At 66.1% G+C, this 22,208-nt stretch carries 12 protein-coding genes; all 12 read right to left on the reverse strand.

Translation table 11 applies throughout. The annotated features are described in order from the left end of the window. Positions 1-51: 51 nt before the first annotated feature. Positions 52-219, reverse strand: coding sequence for a hypothetical protein (locus LZ199_RS45440; RefSeq protein WP_254000099.1), 168 nt, complete (start codon positions 217-219; stop codon positions 52-54). 154 nt (positions 220-373) lie between these two features. Then, on the reverse strand, positions 374-2,113 hold the full coding sequence (locus LZ199_RS45445) for an NERD domain-containing protein (RefSeq protein ID WP_254000100.1): 1,740 nt from the start codon (positions 2,111-2,113) through the stop codon (positions 374-376). Beyond that, a complete protein-coding gene (locus tag LZ199_RS45450; protein ID WP_254000101.1) occupies positions 2,113-8,115 on the reverse strand; it encodes a DEAD/DEAH box helicase in 6,003 nt (2,000 codons plus the stop codon). The genes LZ199_RS45445 and LZ199_RS45450 overlap by 1 nt, the downstream gene beginning before the upstream one ends. After that, positions 8,112-9,140, reverse strand: coding sequence for a hypothetical protein (locus tag LZ199_RS45455; protein WP_254000102.1), 1,029 nt, complete (start codon positions 9,138-9,140; stop codon positions 8,112-8,114). Before LZ199_RS45455 ends, LZ199_RS45450 begins: the two co-directional genes overlap by 4 nt. Then, a complete protein-coding gene (locus LZ199_RS45460; RefSeq protein WP_254000103.1) occupies positions 9,140-11,014 on the reverse strand; it encodes a hypothetical protein in 1,875 nt (624 codons plus the stop codon). The genes LZ199_RS45455 and LZ199_RS45460 overlap by 1 nt, the downstream gene beginning before the upstream one ends. Then, entirely contained in the window at positions 11,011-12,600 is a 1,590-nt protein-coding gene (locus LZ199_RS45465; protein WP_254000104.1) for a competence protein CoiA family protein, read from the reverse strand. Before LZ199_RS45465 ends, LZ199_RS45460 begins: the two co-directional genes overlap by 4 nt. Before the next feature lie 184 nt (positions 12,601-12,784). Then, positions 12,785-13,720, reverse strand: coding sequence for a hypothetical protein (locus LZ199_RS45470; RefSeq protein ID WP_254000105.1), 936 nt, complete (start codon positions 13,718-13,720; stop codon positions 12,785-12,787). A 104-nt stretch (positions 13,721-13,824) separates the two neighbouring features. After that, positions 13,825-15,855, reverse strand: coding sequence for a Druantia anti-phage system protein DruA (locus tag LZ199_RS45475; RefSeq protein ID WP_254000106.1), 2,031 nt, complete (start codon positions 15,853-15,855; stop codon positions 13,825-13,827). Continuing rightward, positions 15,852-17,456, reverse strand: coding sequence for an ATP-binding protein (locus LZ199_RS45480; RefSeq protein ID WP_254000107.1), 1,605 nt, complete (start codon positions 17,454-17,456; stop codon positions 15,852-15,854). The genes LZ199_RS45475 and LZ199_RS45480 overlap by 4 nt, the downstream gene beginning before the upstream one ends. Positions 17,457-17,490: 34 nt before the next feature. Next, positions 17,491-17,754 carry a hypothetical protein gene (locus LZ199_RS45485; RefSeq protein ID WP_254000108.1) on the reverse strand — a complete coding sequence of 88 codons (264 nt, stop codon included), beginning with the start codon at positions 17,752-17,754 and terminating at the stop codon, positions 17,491-17,493. Between the two features lie 688 nt (positions 17,755-18,442). Further along, entirely contained in the window at positions 18,443-19,777 is a 1,335-nt protein-coding gene (locus LZ199_RS45490) for a hypothetical protein (protein WP_254000109.1), read from the reverse strand. After that, positions 19,774-22,131 (reverse strand): hypothetical protein, encoded by a 2,358-nt coding sequence (locus LZ199_RS45495; RefSeq protein WP_254000110.1) that lies wholly within the window; start codon positions 22,129-22,131, stop codon positions 19,774-19,776. The genes LZ199_RS45490 and LZ199_RS45495 overlap by 4 nt, the downstream gene beginning before the upstream one ends. Between the last annotated feature and the right edge of the window lie 77 nt (positions 22,132-22,208).

Below are 22,208 nucleotides of genomic sequence, written 5' to 3' on the forward strand. Positions count from 1 at the left end.
CTTGGGGTCGACCTTTGCCACGACGTGTCGTGTCCCATGCCTCACGCCGCGTCAGCGAGCGACAAGCCTCCCGCCGGCTGCTGGCCTGCTCCTTCTGCAGCCGCCCATCCCCCCTGAACGCTTACCCTTGAGCGGGTTCCAGTTCTCCTTGAACTCGAGCCGCTCCCACTCGACGGCGTGCCCGTGAAGAATGTCGGTGATCGCGATCGGCAAGCTCACGGCGAAGACCTCCCAGCGCGCCTGCTGGCGCTGGTCGAGGGCGTCGGGCTCCTTGTCGTCGCGAGCACGGCTGGCAGCACTCGCACGTCTCTTACTTCGGTCGCAACCGCAAGTTCGTCAGGCGGAGCAATGATGCACGCAAGGTGTGTGCTTCTCATGAGCCGCTCGGGGTGGTGGCGTCTTGCTGCTTCGCGGCCTCGCTCAGGGCGGCCTCGATGTTCTGTCGGACCTGTCCGGCTTGGCAGACGAGAATGAGGCGGTGACGAGCCCTCGTCCAAGCCACGTAGAGGTCGGTCGGAGAAAAGAAGGTGCCGAACGCGTTGAGGCCGTAGGCGATCACGATGTCGGCCTCGAGCCCCTTGAAGGCGCGCGCGGTCGTGACGAGTATGCCTCCACCGCGTCGCCAGTCAGCGGCGTCATCGATGAGCGGGATACTGTCCACCTCCGTGTGCTTGGCGAGGGTGCCCTTGGAGTGTGTAGCGGGGCCGATCAGCGCGAGTTGCTTCGGCTCGATTCCCTGTTGAAGCAGTTGCCTGACCTCCGAGAGCAGAATGCCTGCCTCGGCTGCGGCGGACGGCGCGCGACGGACCGCAGGTGGCTCGCCGACAGGCGACCCAGGGAGCAGTCGCACGTCGAGTCGTGCGAGCGACGCTCCGCTCCTCGCGATCGTCTTTGTGTTTCTGCAGTTCGTGGTCAGGTGGAACCGCGTCGCCAGCGAAACCGACGGGAGCTTCGCGGTCCCCCGCAAGCTCTGGTTCAAGTCGAGGAACGCGTAGAGACGACCGTCACGGCCAGCGCGGGAGAGCGATTCGATGGTGACCCACCAGTCAGGCGCAAAGTCCTGAGCCTCGTCGACGACGATGGCGTCAAACTCCTCCGCTTGTCCACGCGTCCGTAGGACCTCGATCGCCTGCTCCATGACGAGCGGGACCTCGTCATCCCAGAACGACTGCTCGCCCGACTCCGGGACGTCAAAAGGCACGCGAGCGCGCTTCGCGAGCCCGCGGGCGTAGGCATGGAAGGTCGAGATCTCCAGCCGGGCGCCGATACTCTGCGCCCGTGGATCATGCTTGGCCTGCTCTTGAAGCCACGCCGCGAGGTGCCGGTTGAAACAGAGGAACAGCGCACGCTCGCCGCGCGCCGCGAGGGTGAGCGCGAACTCAAGGGCGAGCAGCGTCTTCCCCGAACCTGCCGTGCCTTCAACGAGCACGCGCGCGTTCTCCATCAGGCCGAGCATCGTCGCGCGTTGGTCGAGCGTGATCTGCACAATCCTCTGGCGCTCTGCGGCGATCTCAGCGCCTTCGCAGCGCATGAGGCGCAGCTTGGGCATCAGTGCGTCGAGGAGTTCGGCGAAGACCGGCGGCGGCAGGCGGGTCTCACGGCGAGCCCACGCCTTGAACGCCTCCTCGATTCTCGTCGGGAGCGAAGAAACTTCTGGAGCGTCGACGACGATGCGTGGCTCCGCGTTGAGGGGCAACGGCCCTGCGAACCTAGCGTGAGGGAACACCACGACGTCGCCGTGCGTGAAGAGCGCTCGGTTTACCCGCTTACGAGTGCGCTCCTCCACGGCGTCGAGGAGCGCGTAACGACTACGTCGAGCCTGTTCGAACGGGTCTCGCATCTCCTTGCCGTCGCGAACCCACACCCGCCCTGACAGCTCTGGTTGCCCACCCTTGACCTCGAGCACCAACAGCCCGTTCTGCGGGTGCAAGATGACAAAGTCCGCCTCACCTTCTCGGAGCGGCTCGCCCGCGAGATCTCGTGTCGGGCGAAGCCACGGGAGCGAGTGCATCACGACGAAGCCCGTCGGCAACGCGCGCAGCGCCTCGTACACGACTCGCTCCGAGTCGTGCATGATGTCCTCTCGCGCGACGTCGGGGATGAAGCGGGCCATCAGGTCGCCTCATCCGCGTGGCTCACGATCGTCGCGGCGAGCGTGAGCTCCGCGCGGTCGATTCGCTGCGGACGGAACTCCTTCCCCGTCGCGCTGCCATAGGAGACCTGGAGTCGCGGCGGCGTCGCCTCGTCACCGGGAAGCTCCTTCACGTGGGCGATCGTCCAGTTCGCGCCTGTCGCGCCGAACTTGCCCCGCGCCCTCAGCACGACGATCCAGGCGTCGGGCGTGAGGTCCTTGGTCGCGACCGGACGGAGGACAAGCCAGCCGCCAGCGGCGAACCCTACGTTCTTCAGCCCCGGAGCGGGGACGCGCGCGGCGAAGGCGTCCGAGTTGGGAGCGACACCGGCGTGGAGGCGTACCTTGCCGTGCGTCGCGGCGTCATCCGCCTGGCGGAGATCCTTTATCCGCAGCTCAACGACCTGTCCCTTCGGGACCGTTGGCGTGGAGGCGCGTGGCGGCGGTGCCCCCGCTGGGCCACTCAAGCCGGTGGCGCGTTGATAGGCAGACGGCAGATCGTGCTCGACGAGGTAGTCGGGCAAAAGGACGCGGACGGCGTCGCTCGATGGTGCCGTCGGATGACCCAGTTCGGCGACGTCGCTCGCCAGCAGCGCCGGGTATACGCCGACCGTAAGTGCGCGTTGTCCGTCGGCGCGTAGGGCGCCGGTCGGCTCTGTCGTAGTCGTCCATCCCTCCAACTCGAGGAAGCGTTTCAGCGGACGCAGTGTCCATGCCTGCTCCGTCGCTGTGGGGAAAGAAGGTGCCTCCCCGGTGCGGAAGAAGCGGAGGAACTGCAGCGCCAACCGTCGATCAAGGCGACTGTGCAAGAAGCGGTTCCCATAGTGGCGGAGGCACTTCGTGCAGGACCGCTCGCACCCGCCAGGGCAGTTGCGCAGCAACTCCTCCGTCTTGTCGAGGACCTGCTGCAGTTGCGCACCGGCGTCGGCTGCATAGCCAGCGCCGCCAGAGGACGTGTCAAAGAGGTAAAGCTCCGCGATGCCCTTGTCGCCGTCAGTGAGCGCCGGTAGTTCGCGGAAGCCCGCTGAGAGCTCACCGGGATCGATGTCGAGGTGGAGGCTCGCGCCCAGCGCGAGCGCCTCCGCCAGCGTCGACAGCGCGTCGTTGATCCAAGGTTGGCCCGGCTGATAGTCGAGCGGCGCGCGAAACGCGCCGCGCAAGAGCAGCAGATCTGTTCGGAAATCGTGGACGAGGAACAGCCCACGCCGAACATCGCCGTTGCACCGCTTAGGCGCGCCGTCTCTCTCAAGGACGTGATTCGAGACCAGGAACGGGCGCACGTGCGCCCCCTCAGGCTCCTCACCGTCGAGCCACGCACCGCCGCAGCTCTCACAGACGCTGAAGCCAGCGGCATCCTTACCCTTGTTCGCGACGACGAGGAGGATGTCCTCTCCGTATGCGTGGCTCAGGTTGACGCCCGGCCCTTCATGCCAGTCAAACTTGTTCTGCTCCGCGATTTTCAGATCGGGGAGCTGCGCCGACGACGCGAAGGTGATGTCCTGCTCTCGATCTCCTTCTCGAAGCGCCCGCGCGTCCTCCGGAGAGAACGCCGGCGGGTCCAGGTACTCGCGCACGAAGAGCGGCGTTCGACACACCGGGCACGGGGCCCCCTCGATCGTCCGCGCTGAAGCGCCGCCTTCGATTGAGATGAACGAGCAGCGTGAACAGCCTACGTAGCGGCTGAGCGGCTGCGCGAACAACGCCGCAGCGGGCGCGGCCGACGGTGGGCCGTCGATGAAAATGCCACCGACGCGGTACGTCTGCTTGTTCACGACGAGGAGGCGCCCGGGTGCGTACTCGCTCAACGCCTGCGCCTTCGCCATCTGAGGGCGCTCCTTCACGTTGACCCGCCAGCGAGAGTTCGTCTTGTCCCACTCCTGAATGACGAAGCTACAGAGGTCGGTAGGGAACGCGTAGGACGGGAGCAGCCCACGGTCGAAGCAGACGTCGAGGAGCCCACCCTCATCCTCCGCCACGGAGACATCTTCGCTGTCAGGCTCCTTGCTGGACGGTGCGCTGCGGCCATCGCGGAGCTTCGTAAGCGTGCGGAGCAACGCCTCCGCGATCTCGCGGACGAACCTCCGCTTCGCCTCGACGAGCTTGCCCTCATCGACCTTGAAGATCGCGCGCGGGAGCCAGGCTGCGACCTCGTCGACGACCCCGCTCTTCGGGGTGAGCACGTCCCCCTTCATCCATCGCTCGAACTCCACGAAGGAGAACTCGCCGGTCCCGTCGAAGAACTCGGCGGCGTCGCCCAGCGCGCTCATGATCCCAGGTCGGCGCGCGGCGATCTCCTCCTGCTCGTCCTCCGAGAGCGCGTCGAGCCGCGAGTGAAAGAAGGTCTGGAGCAGGTGAGAGTTCACGTGCCGCCGCGCGAGGCGCGGGTTGTCAGCCTTCAGACGAGGTTCGCGCGGTGGTCCGCTGATGATCGCCTTAGGGTTGGCGAAGTAGTGAGCGTCGTGCGCGCCGCCCTGCGCGAACATGAGGACGGACGAGACCGACGTCCCGCGACGACCAGCACGCCCAGCGCGCTGCTGGTAGTTCTCGCGCTGCGGGGGCACCGTTCGAAGGCCGACGGCGGTGAGTGAGCCGATGTCGATGCCGACCTCCATCGTCGTCGTGCAGCTCAGGATGTCGACGGGAGGCTTGTCTTGACCGAGCGGCACGTCTTGGAATCGGAGTTCGAACTCCTCGGTCGTCGCGTAGACGACGCCCGCGTCACGCTGTGAGAGCTGCGCGGTGTGCTCCTCCGCTGTGATGTGGACAGGGCGTTCTCCGCGAAGCACCGCGCGCAGCGGCTCCCGGAAGAAGCCCTTTCGGGAGCGCATGTACTCGTGCTCAGGTGCGCGCTTCTCCAGACGCTTGTCCTGACAGTTGCCACACGCGCCGAGGACTGGCTTCTCTTGGAGGTGTCCGCAAACGACGCATTGCAGCCAATCCGCGTCGAGCGCGAGGCGCATCGCAACTCCGTCAGTGAGGACGAGGCGACCGGAGTCGTCGCCAGCGGTGCCCTCACGCGTGAAGACCTCGAACAACTCGTCTCGCACTTTGTCAACGTCGGCGGCGCTGAGGCCGGACCGCGTCCGGAGGACGTCGAAGAACTGCTTCATCGCGTCGGCGGCGCGGAGCGGCTGAAAGAAGCCAAACTCGTCGAGGCGCGCGTCCTTGCTGAGCGCAGGGTCGAACGCGTACTTGCCGAGCATCTCACGGAGCCAAGCGTTCGCGATGTCCTCGACCAACTGCGGCGAGCCAACGCCAGAGAGGCGCTTCTGCAGGAGCTTGAGCTTCGACGGAGACGCCTCAACCACCGCTGCACAGGCCGCCGCCAGCGAGTAGTACGGGTCGCCAATCTGACGAATCAGGGCGGTGCGGAATCTGGTCGGTGGCGCGGGACGCCACTTGCCGGCGAGCGCCGTGTCGAGGTCGCCGTAGTCCTTCCGAAAGCGCGCGCACTCCTCGATGAGGGACTTTTGATCATGCCCATCGAAGAAGTGGAGATGGTGCCTCGAGCACACCGCGACGAACGCCGCGTAGAGGGTCTCATCGAGGACCGCCGGTTGTGGCGGAGATAGGTCGGTCAGCTCTTTGCACGCCAGCACCAGCGCTTCGCGGAAGGAGTCGCGCTCCACCTCGCGAGGCAGGTCTCGCGCGAGGCGCGCGGCCTTCTGGCGACCGTCACTGAAGAGGAGCGCCTTGCGCCCCCCGTTCGGGTGCTGCTCGTTCGGTTCCTTCGTCGCGAACTGCGAGACGAACTGCTCTCGAACGAGGTTAGCGAAGGGCTGCTCGCCCTTCGTCGCGAGATCCATGATCTTCAGAGCCCCCCCCGACTGCGTCCGGCGGGTACACGCTGGGCATTCGCTGAAGGTCGTCGTGTTCCTGACCTTCTCGGCGGCGACGAGCGCGCGATAACAGAGGCGCAGCCCAGGCTCCTCCGTCGTAGTGACGGGGAGGACACGTCCAGTCTGGACGTCGACGAGCATCGGCGCGACCTTTCCGCGCTGGTCTGGATGCGGCTCTTCGAGGAACAAGTGAAGCTCATGGAGGGGCTTTCCGAACTCCGAGAGCGTTCCACCTCGTTCGTGCCATAGGAAATTGGAGTTTGCGCTGGTCGCGAAGGCGCGGAGGTAGGCGGCCCCGCAGTCTCGATGCGTGAGCAGTTCGAAGACGCGCGCGCCGCAGTCGCACTGCGTGCGCGGCTCTGTATAGAGGCGACCGAGGAGCGGCCTCCCGGGAGTATTCCGCCGCACTGTGCAGTTCGAGTTGATGCAGGCGTAGAGCGGCGGTAGGCCGCGAAAGAGCAAGTGGACACGCGTCGGCAGCAGCGGCTGCTCTTCACGCCCTGTCTCAACGCGACGCGCGAAGGTCCCGAGCGCAAGGAGTCCATCCGTCGCGCGCTCGGCTTCGGCCACCTCGCTCTTCGGGAACAGCATGCGGGCCAACTCGGCGAAGTCCGTCGCGTTGCCCGACGCTTGCTCCAACAGCAACTCCAACGGACCGAAGCCCGTCAACGCTCGGCAAACTTGCTGCTTCGCGGCGAGTCCCTCCTGCTCGGTGATCTTCGGGAGCGACGACCAACCAAGCTCCTTTGCGACGTTGGTGAGCACGACATCGGCTTCGCTCGGCGCAACGGCAGCAGCAGCCAAGGCGTTCGGGCTCACCACCGCGAGGGCGCGCGCCTCGGCAGGTGTTCCGGCGCGCGAACCAGAGCGCGCCTCGCGGGTCCCTCTGACGATTTCGAAGCTCTTCTTCGGGGTCTCGCCCGTCAGGTCGCGGGCGAACGCCTTGCCGGCGGCCACCGCCTCCGGGCCATCGCCCAAACTGGCGCTCGTGAGGATGCAGCGAAGCCGGTCACGCCCGATGCCGAGACGAGACAGGAGCCGACGGATCAGGAGCCCCACCTCTGCGCCGCCGACGCCGCGGTACATGTGGGCCTCGTCGAGGATCAGCAGGAACTGGTTCTTCGGGTCGGCGGCCAGCCACGCGCGGGTCTGCGCGAACAGCGACCGCTCGATGGGTCTGAGCAGCATGTACTCAAGCATCGAGTAGTTGGTGATGAGGAGGTCTGGAGCCTGTTCCTGCATCTCGTGACGCGTAAGTAGTTCGCGATCACCAGGCTGCGTCAGGAAGCGCTCGTCCCAATGTCCGAGCGTGTTCTCTTTGCCAGCGCGCTTCCCGCTCTTCACGATGACCTTCTCCTCAAGGTCTCTCGCGTAGAACCGCACGACGTCCTTCGCAGGCCAGCGGCCTCGATCCTTCAACGCCGCTACGAGGAGTTGATCCTCTGGCTTAGAAGACGTCTCAAGGCGCTCGTAGTAGCCGAGCAATGTGTCGAGGTGACGCTTGTCCTTGGCCCCCTTCCGCACACCGGGATACGGGGTGCGGCTCGTATACATGCCGAAGCGAGCGCGGCGGCCCCAGCGCTCCTCCATCAACTGCGCGAGGCGCTCGTTTCCGAGGAGCCGCCGGAGCCGCGCGGTCTGGTCGCTGACGAGGGCGTTCATCGGGTACAACAGGAGCGCGCGCACTCCGTGGCGCGCGTACGACGCGCGTCGCTCCGTCCCCTCGAGCGCGAGGGCGCCCAAGATCGAATAGAGGAAGGTCTCCGTCTTTCCAGAGCCCGTGCCCGTCGCGACTACTAGGTCGTCGCTGTCCGTGCCCTTGGCGAAGAAGTGCTCGAGCGCGTCTGCTTGGTGCCGGTACGGCGGGTACACGCCGACTCCCGGCTTCCAGCCGCTCAACTCCTGCAGTAGCCCCGTGACCGGCGCGGGCACCTTCAGCCCAGAGAAGCTGCCGGAGACCGCATAAGACGGCGTGACCTCGATGAACGGGCGTTGGGAGATCCCGCCCGGCTCCTTGAGCAGCATCTCTCGCTCTTCGATGAGCGCTGAGTTTCGGATGTGGTACTGGGCTTCGAGGTAACGGCGCAACCGCAGATGAATGCGCTGCGCGATCTCGTTGACGCCAAGCTCGACCTGGTCGCTCATGCTCGATTCTCCAGCGTGATCCCGAGCTCTCGGAGCATGCCGAGCGCGAGTTCTTCATTCCGTACGAAGGTCCAGCGCCTCTCGAAGGGACGCTCATCCGGGATCGTCAGCATTCCGCACGCGGCGAAGGTGCGTTGCTCAGCGCGCGGCAACTCGCTCATAAACAACCACTCAGCGCGCTCTCTGTGGAGGCGCCTCGCGCGGACGGGATTCTTCGCCGCGAGATCCAGCGCGTACATCAGGCGGCGCACGTCCACGCCTTCGAGGTCGCACGCGCCGACGATGTGCGCGGCGCGCACGTCCACGAGGCGGTACTCTCGCGCGCCGTAGATCCGCACTCGGCGAGCGAGCATCGTCGTGGTCTTGGGGCCGGGGTTGTCGCTCCAGCGTCGAAACTGTGGGGTGCCAGGCTGAGCGCTCGACGGCGTATAGAACTCGAAGGACTCCGCGCTCGTCGGAGAGTAGGGCTGACGCTCGAGCGACTCGATCACCTCGCGGGCCCACTCTTGGAGCGGGGGGCTGGGGCGCCGGGACCATGACGAGAGGTCTTCTTTGGGCAACGCGGCGGCGAGTTCCGGCGCGGGCTTCGCGAGGTGCCGGTGCGGTCCGTGATACTCGAGCGCGTCGGGAAGGAGCGGCAGCAACGACGACGGGACGCCCCCGATGAGTAGTCGCCCCGAGTCGGCCGAGAACTCGACGAGGCGCGCGGTCGCTGGGCCCCAATAGCCGCCGGGCAGTTGCAACAGGTCGCCCGCGTCTTCCAGATCTGTCAGCGCGGCGCGCAGTTCCGCCCGGAGCGTCTCCTCGCTCGCGGCCGCCCGCCCAGTGAGGAGTCGCCAGACCGGGAGGGCGCTGGAGAGGATGCGGTTGATGTGGACCCTGCCGCTCGGCGCGGCCATGCCCCATACGGTCGCGCGTAAGATCTCGAACTGGATCGAAGACGCCGGGCATGAAGCCGGGAGGCCTAGCGCGCGTTGTCCGAGGTCCGCCGCTCGTCGCGCGTCGCTGATCTCCTCGACGCCCATCAGCAGAGCCTCCGGCGAAGTCGCACCAGCGCCTTCGCGAGTTCGTCAGTGGCCTTCGCGGTGCTCAGCGCCTCGGCCTGCTCCTCGACGTTCAACGACGTGGCGATGTAGGGGAGGACTAAGCCTGAGAGCAACGCGTCGGCGATGCGCTGTTCGTCCTTCTGTACCTCGTAGAGGCGCGTCAACGCTGCCCCCAGCCGCTCCAGCGCCGGGCGCAGTTCGCTGCAATCAGGCCATGATTCGAGGAGCGAATCGACGATCTCCGTGGGCGGATCGCCCGGAGTGAGGAGTTCGCTCGACAACGCGAGCGCGCCAGAGGTCGACGCGGCCTGCTTGTTCGCTGTGGTTGGTGCAGGGTACACGGCAGTCGCGTAGCTCCACATCTGCGAACTGACAGGCACCGTCGTCGCGCCTGCGACCAGCGTGGCAGAGAGGCGAAGGCCACGCGCGGGCGCGAGCGGTGAGAGCCCAAGGTCCAGCATCTGGAGCAACGGCACGACGGAGCCCTCGATCGGCGAACGGTTCGCGCCCTCCAGGACGACGAGCGAAAGTCCTTCGATGTCCTTCGCGGCGCGCACAGCCTCCAAGAGGCCACCACCTGGCGGGTCGTCGAGATCGCGCGGTTGGAGTGCGCTCGGCGAAACGTGAATGACCATAAGGCGCCCACTGCAGGCGCCGTCCGCGTACGCAGTGAGCGCCGCGAGCGCGGCGGGGCCGAGCAGGACGGGCGTGAGCCCCGCCGCGATGGCGGCGTGGATTTGCAGCATCATTGACGGGTCAACACCTCGGGCGCGCGCCGCGCTCGTGAGCGCCCGTCGGAGCGCGACGACATCCTTGAGCGGTTCGCTGGGTGTGCGGTGCGCGACCGAGAACGGTGTTGGCTGGGCGGAGAGCTTCTTGGCGGGCGCCGCGCCCTCCGTCGCCTCAGACAGCTTGGAGGAGAGGTCTCGGATCTCCTTCTCCAACTCCTCCTTCGTCCGTGAGAGCTTGGTGTTGAACGCGTCCGCGACCGTCGCGCGCGCGGCGTCCGTCGCGGTCTTGAGCGCCGCCTTCGTGGACGCCTCGAGGCGTTGGATCTCCGACGTCAGCGTCGATGTGGAGACGGAGTCCTTGGAGCCTCCCTCAAGCGCGTTCAGGCGCGCTCCTCCTCGCCGAACCTCGTCGGCGAGCGCCGCTACAGACTCCTCCAGTTTGTGCGCGGCATCGGTGAGTGTTTTTTGCGCGCTGCGCGTCTCGGCCTCGGCCTGCTCCGTCCGTTCGATCTGCTGCCTCAACGCTGCAGCTTCAAGGGCGCTGGCCGCGACCGCCTTCTTCAACTCTCTGACCGCAGTGGTGGCGGTCGCAAGTTGACGTCTCTGGAGGGCGTCCTCATCGGGCTTCATCCAGTCATCGATCGAGGTTTCGAAGTCTGGAGTGCGCTCGATTCCCCACAAGTCGTAAAATCGAAGCACGTCGTCTTTGGAGACTTCGTACTCCGTCGCTCGACTACACGTCAGCTTAAGCGCCTCCGTGACGCTGAGCGTATCGGGAGCAGGGACTTCCGATAGCAAGGTGTCGAGCGTCACCAGTTCTGCTTGCATGTAGAGGATGGCGGCTTGTCTATAGATGATCCACGCGTTCTGCTTCTTAGGTCCTTTGCCCAGCCAGTCGATAAGTATCTCGACGGCTCGTTTTCGATAGAAGGGCGTACCTGGACGAGTGCCCTTGATGGACTCACGCTTCTCGAAGCCGTTGAGGAACGTGTGTGTTCTCGTCGCGTAGCTGCGGAACACCTGCGCGGGCAGGCCGTCTTTGGACGCCACTGCCTGTGAAATTCGAGTCTCCTGATCTTCTGGGAACTTCCGCTCCCCGAAGAAGTCTCCGAGCTTTCTCAACGCTTGCCTCCAACTTCATAGCGCCGACGGGAAGCCAGTCGACCGCGAACGAGCGCGGGGCCCCCGACGCGTCGCACCGTGAGTGACGTCGAAGCGCGCGGATGCTTGAGGAGCGTCGTCGCCGTGTACTGTTCTGGCGACGTGGCTAGGCTGGAGACGTGGTCGAACCAACCCATCCTATCGCGCGCGGTCGCACGGCTGACCCCCTCGCTCGAGACACGCGCTGGGGTAAGTTCGACTCGTCCGAAATTGTCGGCGTCCAGTTCGATGCGCGAGGCTACGGGGAGCGCCTCCGCGATGACCCTCTCCGCGTTGCGACGATCGAGACCTCGAGCCGTCCGACGCTTCCCGCTCTCCCATATCGTCACGCATGCGCGGGCGCTCTCCGAGCCTAGGTCAACGCGCACCTCTGGCAGAGAGGGTTGGATCGGAACCTTCTTCGATGAGTCCTTCCACGCCTCGATGAGCACATCGCCGAGCCAGATCCTCACGCGTGGCGTCTTCAGCAACTGCTCGAAGAGCACCTCGCGAGGTGGGCGTGCGACGAAGACGACATCGAGCTTAGCGCTACGCTCGGCAGCGACCGTGAGGTTCGCCGGCCCGACCTGCGGCGAGGTGATCGCTATGATGGCGTCCCGCAGTTCGCTCGCCGTTACGCCGACGCTGCTCGCGCTCGCATCGCTTCTTAGCGAAACGGTCGCCGACTCGCGACGTCGAGGAGATGCGAGCGCGACCAGCGGCGCATCGGTGACCCAGAAGCTTGGCGCGCCGTTCTCGTCCAACGCGCGGGGAGGCGTCGCGAGGTCGAGGCTCCACGGCCTCGGGATGACCGTGTGGCCGAGTCGGTGCAGCCAGTCGAGCACGTTCGCGTCGGGCTCGGTCGGGAGTTGAACCTCCCAATAGGTCCAGCAGGAGTCGCCACCGACGAACACCCGTGTACGGAACTCCGCGGTGATCGGGGCTTGCGGGCGCGAAACGCCGAGCACGACGAGTCCTTCACCTTCGTGTACACCTGCGCCGTTGCGGAGCCTCGTCCACTCTCCGCGACGGAGGCGGAACAACGTGCCCTTGGCTTCGAGCCCTCGGGACGCAAGGAGCCACCGCTCCTTGGCAACCAAGGCCGGCCACGAGCCAGTTGCTTGCGTTTGAAACGCCTGAAGGCTCGGCACCACGTCAACGCGCGCTGCTCCTACGCCAGGGCGCAGATCCAGCGCGCTGACTCGAAGCAGTTGGTCGCGCCCCGCGTAGATGTCCACGAACGCAGACCGCAGTTCTCCGAGCGACGTCTCCCCCAACTCATCGTTTGGAATCTCCGGCAGGCGGAGTCCTAAGCCCCAGCGCCCATCGAGTTGGGTGAGCAATAAGCCTAATTCCGACGGGTCGTCCTCGACCTCAGAGAGAGACCGCGCGACACTATCACCACCGCCTCCAATGCTGGGGAAGTACTCGTCGCATGCAGGCGTGCCTTCTCCAGCGCGGTGGGCAAAGTGCGCTCGTCGGTTGCCGCCGTCACGAAGAGAGACGCGACCACCGCAGCCGGGGCAAAGCCACTCGTAGAGTCGCCCCGGCTTGGCATCTTCAGCCACGATGGTTTTTCCACTGCGTAGGTCCCTTGCGTAGTCCACGCTTCCCCAGTCGCGTCAGAAATCCTCGAACTACCCATCATCGTCAGCGCCAATAGTTCCAGTTCGGCGCCAAGCCAGAAAACCCCGCCGGCATCGTATTCCAAGATGCCACAGCAGTGAAATCAGGACGAGGTACGTTCGGGGGCTACTGGCTCGCAGGCAGCGCAGGTCTTGCGGGACACCGGCGTCGAACAGCGCTTGGGCAGGTAACGCACGGGATCGGGGCGAGGTGCATGCAGTCAGCCTCGGCCGCCCGGCGGTTGGCGATGCTCATAAACAGGTACATCGCCTGCTGGACCAAGCGCGGGTTGTAGGACTGTAGCGCGCCGTCGAACTCGGTCAGGTCGATGCCCCGCGCGAGTTCGCGGACGAAGTCGCGGCGGGCATCATAAGTTCCGGTCCCCTTGTACCCGATTGACGCAAGGAAGAGGTCGACGTTGCTGTCGACGACGACGTAGTAGCTCCAGTCGATGCCTTGTGACCACGGCGCGAGCCCCCGGGAAAGGTCTGGGTTCGTAACCATGGAGAGGAACATGCTCGCGATCTTCTGGCTTACTCGCCAAGCGCGAGAGAGTTCGCGCTCAAGCGCTTGGGCGCGCGCCAGCGGGTCTCGCTCTCTCTCCATCACGAGTCGGTGCAAACCGGAGAGGTCCTCCGCGCCGGACTCTCTGACCATCAGGGCGATCGACGTCGGCACCTTCCCGAAATGGCCGTAGCGCTTAAGGAGGACAGTGTGTCGCTTGAGGTGACAGTTGACGCTCGGGTTTGCGCTGCAACATCCCTTGCGCGTCTGTGGATCCTTGTCGAGATTACACGCCTCCGCGAGGGCCTGCGTCGTGCGCATATTCGCGCAGTCGCTATCGTCGACTAGCGCAAGGAGCTTTGCTGCGTCGGAGATCTCGGCCGCGTCCGACGCGCCCATCCCTTGCAAGATGCGGAGGATCTGCACGTCCTGTCGACGCTGAAACATCGCGGTGGCGACGAGGAGGCGAAAGAGCGCTCGGCCATCGCCCGCACGCAAAGCAAGACGGTCGACGGCGAACGAGCCGACGCGTGAGGGCTCGCAGAACATCTCGACCACGCCAGGGTCAGAAGGCTGGCGGAAGTGCTGGTCTAGGTACCACCGCACCACCGCCTTCGCCGCAGCGACTTGAGTTGCGCGAGGCCGCGCGGGCTTCTTAGGACTCATGAATGGTCGGTGAACATGGGCTGCTGGGTCGAAGCGCGCTGGTGCGGCACGCGCGCGCCGTGGGTGACCGGATGCACCCGCGTGTGCCGCGCGACCTCCTCAAGCACTTGGTCGGAGGTAATCCGATGCCTGAGCCACCGCTCTCGCCACCACGTACCAATCGCAGCAGTAGAGGCGGCCGCGTCTGCGGGGATGATGTAGTCCGGCTGCCTAGCGAGGCCGATGAGGTAGTCAGCGAGGTTCCTGACCAAGCTCACCGCGTAGACAATGCGCGGGCGGTGGTGATGTAGGAGCATGCCAGCGGGTAGGCTCAGCAACTCGAGTGCCTGCCTCACCTTGCGTAGTTTGGGGCTGGCGCCTTCCCCGAAGATGCTGTTCACCCTCTGCGCGTCGGACTGCTGCACGAGATCGACGAGCGCGTCGACGGTCTCCTCTGAGTAGTGCGACGTGCCGAATGCTGCGGAGCGCCCCAACTCCTCGTAGCGGATGACGTCTTTGTCGGCGCCGCCGAGGCGGTGGGCGGGGATCTTGATGCGGTTGTACTGGCTCGACCCGACGCCATAGAGCGACGTCGTGCCGAGGAGTACAAGCTTCGATGCGCGGACAATGGGCCGCCCCGCGACGGAGGACGCGATCTCGCTCTCCGCGCCCGCGTAGCGACGACGGTACTGGTGCACGACCTCCGGGCTCGCCGCCAACATCGCAGTGAGCTTGCCGCCGAGCAGCGCGTTGTAGGGCTGCACGGCACCGCACACGGAGATGTCCGCGACCGCGATGCCGACGCGATCGGCCTTCGCCTTCTTGAGCACCCTGCGGATCGCGTCGCTGCCGTAGCCCGTCGCGGCCAGCGCAGCGAGTTTCTCCGCCGTCGGCTTGCCCTGGAACGCCTCGTTCAGGACCGCGCGCGCGCGCAGGAACGTCGCGAGCGCGAGCGCGCGCTTGCTGCGGAACAGGTGCGTTCGAGCCTGCGCGACCCAGTACTCATCCCCCGAGAGGTCGGCGCGGCTTCGCTTGAGGTCCCGTGTGCGCGCGTAGCGATGGTGCAGCCGACGCTGCTCCGCTCCCTCATTAAGGAGCCGGTCGAGCGCGGCGTCGGACGGGGCGGTGAGGTCACGCGTCGAGAGGACTTTGTCCTCGAGTAGATCCGCGACGTAGATCTCGTCGATGGCAGCGTCGAGGGTGTCCACAAGCCATTTCGCGAGGTCTCGCGTCGGCTCTCGGCGTACGCGCTCAAGGAAGGTGTCGGGGTGCCACCCGATCCACGAGTCCCGCTCACGGATCTGCATGATTGGGCTGCTCAGCGCCCCGATCCCCATCACCGGATGGTTAGCGGCCGCGCGGTCGCGGACGAGGAACAGCATCGTCCGTCCGGGCACGCTCGTATGCTGGTTCGTCCACGTGTGGCGGAAATAACGCCAGACGTCCATGAGGCGCAGCCCGGTGTACGCGCACGTGGCGGCCTCCTCGGTGACGAACTGAAGGTACGGCTCGACCAGGTTGGAGAGCACGTCGGCCCACCCGTTGTTGAGGTGCGTGCGCGCCTCCCGAAGTCCCTCCGCGAGTTCGCGTCCGTCCCGCATGAGCGAGTAGATCGAAACGTACGCCCCGTTGTGGAGCCGTTGTCGCTCCATCGAGTCCAAGAAGCGCTGGACCGACGATTGTCGGAGCTGAGCGTTGCGCTTGACCAACTCCTGTCGACGGATGCGCGCCTTCTCGGCGACCCTGTCGGCGACAGGCTCCGGCGGCCTGATCTCGACGCGTTCGCCGCGCACTCGCATTAGCCACCCTTGCGTCGCGAGGTCGCACAGCACGAGCCCGGCCGCGAGCAGCGCCTGCCGGTCGGCGCGGCGCGACGCCTTGACCTCCGCGACGAACTCGGCGCGGACCTTATCGAGGACCTCGTCGGCGCGCTCATCCCTTCGCACCTTCGCGAGCGCGCGCGTGTGCTCCACGAATGCATCTCGCGACGCCTTGCTCGGGAGCGCCGGCTCTAGCGTGGTCCAGGGCATGTCGGGCGCGTTGGTCATTTGTCGTTCAGGAACGCGGCCAGGGTGTTACTCCAATCAAGCCGATGTTTCGCGAGCGCGGGGACCTTTCCGCGGGTGGCCGCCTCACTTCGCGCCGCCGCGAGGAGGAGCAGCTCAAGCTTCGCGCGGAGCTGTGGATCTCGCGGAGCCTCCCCCTCGGACAGGGGTTTGTAGATCTCTCGATAAAAGGGGTGGTCAGGGTTGAGTACGAGGACGAGCCGGTCCCCGTCATGCGCGAGGGTGAAGAACGACGTGTCCTTCACGGAGTGCTCGATAATGCTGTACCGGTCTTTCTCATCGGCGCGCTCGCGCAATTCCGGGTGGCTCGCCGCCAACTCTCGCATCAAGGCCTTGGCCGTAGGATCGGCGCTGCGAGGCAGCGGACGGAGGAGGTGGTCACGCTCGTTGGCGATGCGCTCCGCCTCGGAAAATCGATCGCTCGCCTTCACTGCCATGTGCGCCTTGCGCGCGCGGCCGCTGAGCGCGCGCGCGGTCGCCTCCAAGTCCGGCGTGAGCGCCTCCATGAGGTGCGCCTGCGGCCGAGCCTGCTGCTTGGTGTGGGTGATGCCGAACGCCTCATCGAGGATGGGATCGAACTGGATCTCACAGCGCCACCAGTCGTCGTAGTTCTCGCGATGCTTGCTCCCCATGAAGAACCAGCCGTAGTCCACCTCGCGACCGCCGCGCACGATGGAGACGCCAGCGCCCTTAGACAGTCCGATGCGACGCTTCTCCTCGTTGGAGAGTTTGTGCCACGCGTGGACGGGCAGTTCCGTGAACCGGACCCGCACCCACCCCGTCTTCCGTGGGTCGACCGGGTCGGCGCGGACCTCGAAGCGCATCTCCTCGCCGAAGAGCTGCGCGCCCGAAATCTCGGCCTCCGGGTTGAGGTAGAGCGGGTCGAACGCCTCCAGCGTGTCCCCGTTGACCGTGATGTGGAGGCCCTTCCAGATGAAGTGCCGAAACCGCCGCCCGAGTTCCACCTCGAGCTTTCGCACGATCGTTGAAACGCGCCGGTTGTCGAGCCTGTCACACTGCGACCAGCAAACGAGGGTGCCGGAGTGCCCGGTGCACGAGGACGACGGCGCCTTCACGATTTCGGGCGCAGGGACCTCCACCATCTCGCCGCGCACGATCTCGTCGACGTCCAAGTAGGACGAGTGCACGCACGGTGACACAAGGCGTCCTCGCGGTGCTCTGCTTTTGCCGTTCGTCGCGCCGGGCTGCCACGTGTAGATGGTGACCCGACGCGCCTGGCTCAGCGACGCGTTCGGGAGCCCCATGCCGTACCGGCCGAGCCCTCGACGATCACCGAAGCGGGTGCTGCCGCCGAAGCGGAGCGCTTGGCGCAACGTTGTTGGGTCCATCCCGCAGCCGTTGTCGAGCACGGAGATCTCGATCGCCGTCTCCTCGTCGTCGCTGGCCTTGGCCTCGACGGAGAGCGCGATGCGCGTCGCGCCCGCCTGGATCGAGTTGTCGACGAGTTCCGAGATGGCGCTGGCGGTGCCCTTGTAGCCCGAGTCCCGCGTCGCTTGGATGAACTTATCCAGCGCGATGATCGAGCAGTCCTCGCGTCTCGTTTCGTGTGCTGCCCTCGTCATAGCGCCACTCGCTGCCCAGAGACCTTCAGTGGCATCATGCGTCCCCCTTCGGCGCCGCAGTTGAGGCGCCGCCTTGTCGACGAAGCGGGGGCGAGTCCGCGGGCTCGAGACGGTTCGAGTACTCGCGAATGGTGTCCACCTCCGCGCGCGTGAAGACGATCGCCTTGTTCCGGTAGCGCAGCCCCTGCGGAATGGCCCGGGCCCTTCGCCACCGCCACAACGTCTGCCGAACGACGCCGACATCCCGCTGGATGTCCGTCGCGGTGAAGTACTCGACGCCTTCGATCTCGATCGGCATCACACTGCTCGGATGTACAGGTTGCACATCGTAACCATGCGTCTCGCTCGTCTCTATTGGGTGCAGACTATCGCTCATCGTCACGGAACATCAAGTATGGTCACGCAGTGTCATGCCACAAATCCCGTGGAGTTTCAGGCGACTAGCGGATGCAACCCCACGCCCGCCGCTGGTCGGCCCGCGTCCCGACGCCGGCCGACGCCTGGAAGGGGGCGCTCAGCCAGGGGCCCGACGCCGTCGACGGCCTCAAGCGCCAAGACCGCGTCGTGTAAAGCCCGCGCCCGTATCAAAGGGGCGAGGAGTTCCGTGCCCTGGGGGCGCGTGGGCCCGGGCTTCCACGCGATGACGGTGCGGTCGGCGACAAGGCGCCAGTCATGCCGTGTCGCCCGTGCCGGCGACAGCACCAAAGTTCAGCAACTCGGTCTCGCAGGCGCCGGAATCCTTGTTCAAGCACCACCGCGCCACACACGCCGGTCAACACGGCTTGGCACGCAGGCGGGCAGTGTCGATCCCAGGAGGAGCGATGCCGCTCCACTTCCCGAATGAAAGCTGAGCGGGTGAATGGTCCAGCAGCAACGGGCGGGACGGCGTGTACCAGGAGGTGAAGCAGGAGCCGTCAGGCGCGCCCGTCAGCACGCGCCCACACACCTCCTGTTTCTGCCTCGAACCTCACAGCCGCGAGCGGCCGTCAGGGCCCGTACCGCTCAACCTCATGGAAGAACTGGGTGAGCGAGTAGTCCAGCAGCGACTGGCGGGACTGCATGTACCGGCGGGCGCGGAGGAAGGGCAGCCAGACGCGCTTGCCCACCCGCACCTGGGACTCTTCCATCTTCTGCCGCAGCACCCACGTCCCTCCCAGTCGCCGCACCAGCACGTCCCCTAGGTAGGCGCCTAACGCCGGTATCGTGTGTCCGTCGAGGACATCGCGCGTGTAGCGCTCGGGGAAATGGGTCTTCCAGAAGTGGAAGTCGAGGTCCGTCAGAGACTCAGGCGTCTCCTCCATGATGGAGGGCACCTCCGTGTGAAGCACAGCCACAAGCCCTTCGGACAAGTCTCCGTAGGATTCGAGGACGCGCTCCGGATTTGCCACGTCCGAGGGATGAGCGACAGGGAGCCACTCTTCCGGCACAGGAGGTTGGAAGGCGTTGAGTTCGGCGATCTTCCGCTGTCGAGTCGTGACACCGGACTCATCCGTAAGCCGAGTCAAGAGCGGCGCCACGTCCGGATGGAAGCGCGGCTCGACGGGAACGAATGCAGCACTGCGCTCCTTCAACGTGCGCAGCACGGTGTCGAAGTCGAGGTCGGGCCGCAGGTGGACATGCGCGCGGGCCTGCACGACACGCGACTCCTCACTGTCAAAGTCGGCGGCAGTAGGCCGTAGCAACAAGAGGACGGAACCATTGGGAAGTTCCTCCACGAGGTGCGCAGGCGTCGAGAGCATCCGCTCTCGACCTACGGACGCCACCAATTTGGGGCCGAAGATGTTCAACCAGAACAGCTCATAAATCTTGTCGAATCCATCCCGCATCCACGTATCCCTTTCGCGACCGAACGAGGGGAATTTCGCGAGATGCATATCGGCATCGCTGTGTGCCACCGCATAGTCCGTCGGATACTGGGAGGCCCATGCCCGAGCGGCTTGCACGAAGTTGCGACAGCGCTCCACCTCACCAAAAAACGTGAGTGGCTGCACGCTAAGACTGGCCTTCAGCATGGGCCGTTCCCGCGCAGGCCCGAGGTTGAGAACCAACGACACGGCGGGCTCCTCTGGGCGAACAAGCCCGATGATCGTCCCGTACTCCTGGCGCCGCTCTTCCAGCGCACGGACTACCGCTTCTCGGGAGTACTTGCGCGTCCGACTGGCCTTGATGAATGTCGGCATCCATCCGTCTGCATACGACTCCAAGGATTCCAGAAATGGCACGACAGATTGTTCCAAGCCATTCCTTGGGTCATAGGTCCCGTCAATAGTGAAACGAAAATTGTTCTCCTTGTCCAAGTCATGCAAGGTCAGCGTTTTCATTGGAACAGTACCTCCACGCCCTGAATCGAACTCTGCGCGTCCATGGCCGCACTATCCAGCCCGCTTCGATTCTCGGGCAACAGCTCTCCGCCCTCATAGACAAGGCGCACTCGCTTCACATTCGCCTGCTGTCGCATACCGTCCCGAAGAATTTTCAGCGTTCCACCGTAGAACTTCATTGCGTTACTGGCGTCCGTATTCACCTGCACAGGCAGCGCATCTTCTCCCAGGGCGGCCAAGTTTCGACTCTTGAAGCTGAACGTCTCCACCCGAGGTGGCTGGCCCGGTGGGGGACGTTCCTCGATGACGAGGACGTCGGCGTACCGGAAGTCCACCTTCGACACGCCCACGTGCGTCTCGATGCGGGGCCGCTCGAAGTCGCCGAGCCACCGCCGCTGTGCGCGGGGCAACGCAGCGTCCGCCTCCAGTATGGCGATCATGGTCCTCTCGAATGCCATGCCCCGAGCATAGTAGGCGCGCATCCCCCCGTAGCCCTCCCACTTCAGGGGGCCCTTGACGGCGTCACCGTCCCGAATCTCCTTCAGCCGCCTCTTGCGGTAGGCAACGTACTCCTGCCAGAGCGGAGCCCCCTTCTCGACCCCCGGCGGCGGCTCGTCCAGCTTGGGCGCCATCTCCTTCAGCAGCTTCACGTCCTTCGGGAGACGGGGCCCCGAGGACTCCAGCTCCGCCTGGAACAGCTTGGCCCTTGCGGACTCCTTTGCGCCGACCTTGGCGTCCTGCGCGAAGAGGTCCAGGTTGACGTACCGATTCCCGCTTGCGCCCCGTGAAGCTGCGGGTTGCGCGGACTCGCGACTCGCGCCTCCTCTCGTCGCCGCAGCCCCGGACGACTCGCGGCTGGCCGCCTGCGCCTCCGCAGCGGACACCTCGGCGTTCTGCTCGAAGAGGTCCAGGTTGACGGGCCGCTTCCCTGCAGAGCCCCTGGTGGCTACGGACTGGGCGGGCTCGCGGCTCGCCGCCTCCATCAGCACCGCCTGCGCCTTCGCGGGGTTTCCGCGCGCCTCGTACAGCGCCAGCAGCCCTGCCTCACCCCACTCGGCGGCCACCAGCGCGCCCTCGCGGCTCGCCTGGAGGTAGCGCAGCAAGTCGCGCGCGGCGGTGATGCCGAGTTGCTCCTCCAGGCGCGCCATCAGCGCCTTCATGCCGGCCACGTCGAGCGCCGGCATCTGGAGGCGCCGCAGCCCGCCACGAGACTCCACCAGGGCACGAGCGCCCTTGCCCCCGGCGTACACCACCACCGCCAGCGCGGCCGGCGCCAACTCGCGCGTGGCCTGCTCGTACTTGCCCTGCGCCAGCGAGTACGCCCCGTGCCCCGTCCCCACCGCCAGGTGGTAGAAGCCCACCGGCACTCCGAAGGTCAGAGAGTCAAAGGCCCCCGCCGAGACGCTTCCCGGCGAGTAGTGCCTCTCCATCAGGGCCTTCTCCACCTCATCGATGGCTGCTTGGTAGGGCGACGGCATCTGCCCACGCATCGCCATGAGCTCCGTGTACCGGGCCTCACCGCTCACCAAGGTGCTGGAGAGCATGTCCCTGCCCGCGCGCCCCAGCCCCCGCAGCACGTCGCGGCCCTGCTCTCCCCGCTCCGGGAAGCCATCCAGCGCCAGGCCCCGCCGCTTCAGTTCCTCGCGGACGGCGGCCATCGCGCCCAGCGTCTCGCCCAGTTGCTTGTCACGGGCGAGTCGCTGCACCACCTCGCGCAGTTCGTCGTCGAATGCCGAGTGCAGGACGAAGAGGGCGAACACCTCGGCATACGGCACGCCGTACTTCTCCACGGACGTGACGATGAAGTCCGCGCGCTTGCGACTGAGGGTTGCCGAGGCGTCTTCGTCCATCGGCCCCAGGGCGCCCAGCCGGACAGCGTCCCAGGGATAGAGGGACTGCACCACCGCGCCCATGTCCCCCACCCCGCGCTGCATGGCCACGAACTCCGCGGGCGAGGCACACGCCAGGAAGGGCGCCAGCACCTCCCGGCTTTGGGCCAGGCGGGGCCAGCCCGGAGGCAGGGCCTTGCCGCCACAGACGAAGACGCCGCCCTCCCTGTCTGAGCCTCGCGCCCCGTCCCTGTCGACGACCACCCCCTGGAGCCCGCGTCGCAGGCCCATCGGCCCTATCTCGGGCGGCCCATCCGCGGAGCCTGACTCCTCCCCCCGATACACACCTGCCGCCGCACTCCTCGCCGCATGGGTGGGCACTGAGAAGGGAGTGAAGGCAAGGGTGGCGCTTCGGCCCGCCTGGCCCGGCCTCGCCGGCAACGAGGCGCACCCGGAGGCCAGAAGGGCCAGCACCAGCACCAGCGCCAGGCCAAGCCCGCCGCACCAAGGCCGCTCAGCGCGCATTGTCCACCCCCAGCCCCACCGAAGCGAAGGCGCCTGGCCGCAGCGTCCCTTCCGCCGTCGGGAACAGCAGCGTGCCC

Source organism: Myxococcus qinghaiensis, assembly GCF_024198215.1.
Taxonomy (GTDB): domain Bacteria; phylum Myxococcota; class Myxococcia; order Myxococcales; family Myxococcaceae; genus Myxococcus; species Myxococcus qinghaiensis.

Excerpts from the sequence above, each read along its gene's own strand:
- LZ199_RS45445 (WP_254000100.1), bottom strand. The coding sequence starts at position 2,113 with ATGGCCCGCTTCATCCCCGACGTCGCGCGAGAGGACATCATGCACGAC.
- LZ199_RS45450 (WP_254000101.1), bottom strand. The coding sequence starts at position 8,115 with ATGAGCGACCAGGTCGAGCTTGGCGTCAACGAGATCGCGCAGCGCATT.
- LZ199_RS45455 (WP_254000102.1), bottom strand. The coding sequence starts at position 9,140 with ATGGGCGTCGAGGAGATCAGCGACGCGCGACGAGCGGCGGACCTCGGA.
- LZ199_RS45475 (WP_254000106.1), bottom strand. The coding sequence starts at position 15,855 with ATGACCAACGCGCCCGACATGCCCTGGACCACGCTAGAGCCGGCGCTC.
- LZ199_RS45480 (WP_254000107.1), bottom strand. The coding sequence starts at position 17,456 with ATGACGAGGGCAGCACACGAAACGAGACGCGAGGACTGCTCGATCATC.
- LZ199_RS45485 (WP_254000108.1), bottom strand. The coding sequence starts at position 17,754 with ATGCCGATCGAGATCGAAGGCGTCGAGTACTTCACCGCGACGGACATC.
- LZ199_RS45490 (WP_254000109.1), bottom strand. The coding sequence starts at position 19,777 with ATGAAAACGCTGACCTTGCATGACTTGGACAAGGAGAACAATTTTCGT.
- LZ199_RS45495 (WP_254000110.1), bottom strand. The coding sequence starts at position 22,131 with ATGCGCGCTGAGCGGCCTTGGTGCGGCGGGCTTGGCCTGGCGCTGGTG.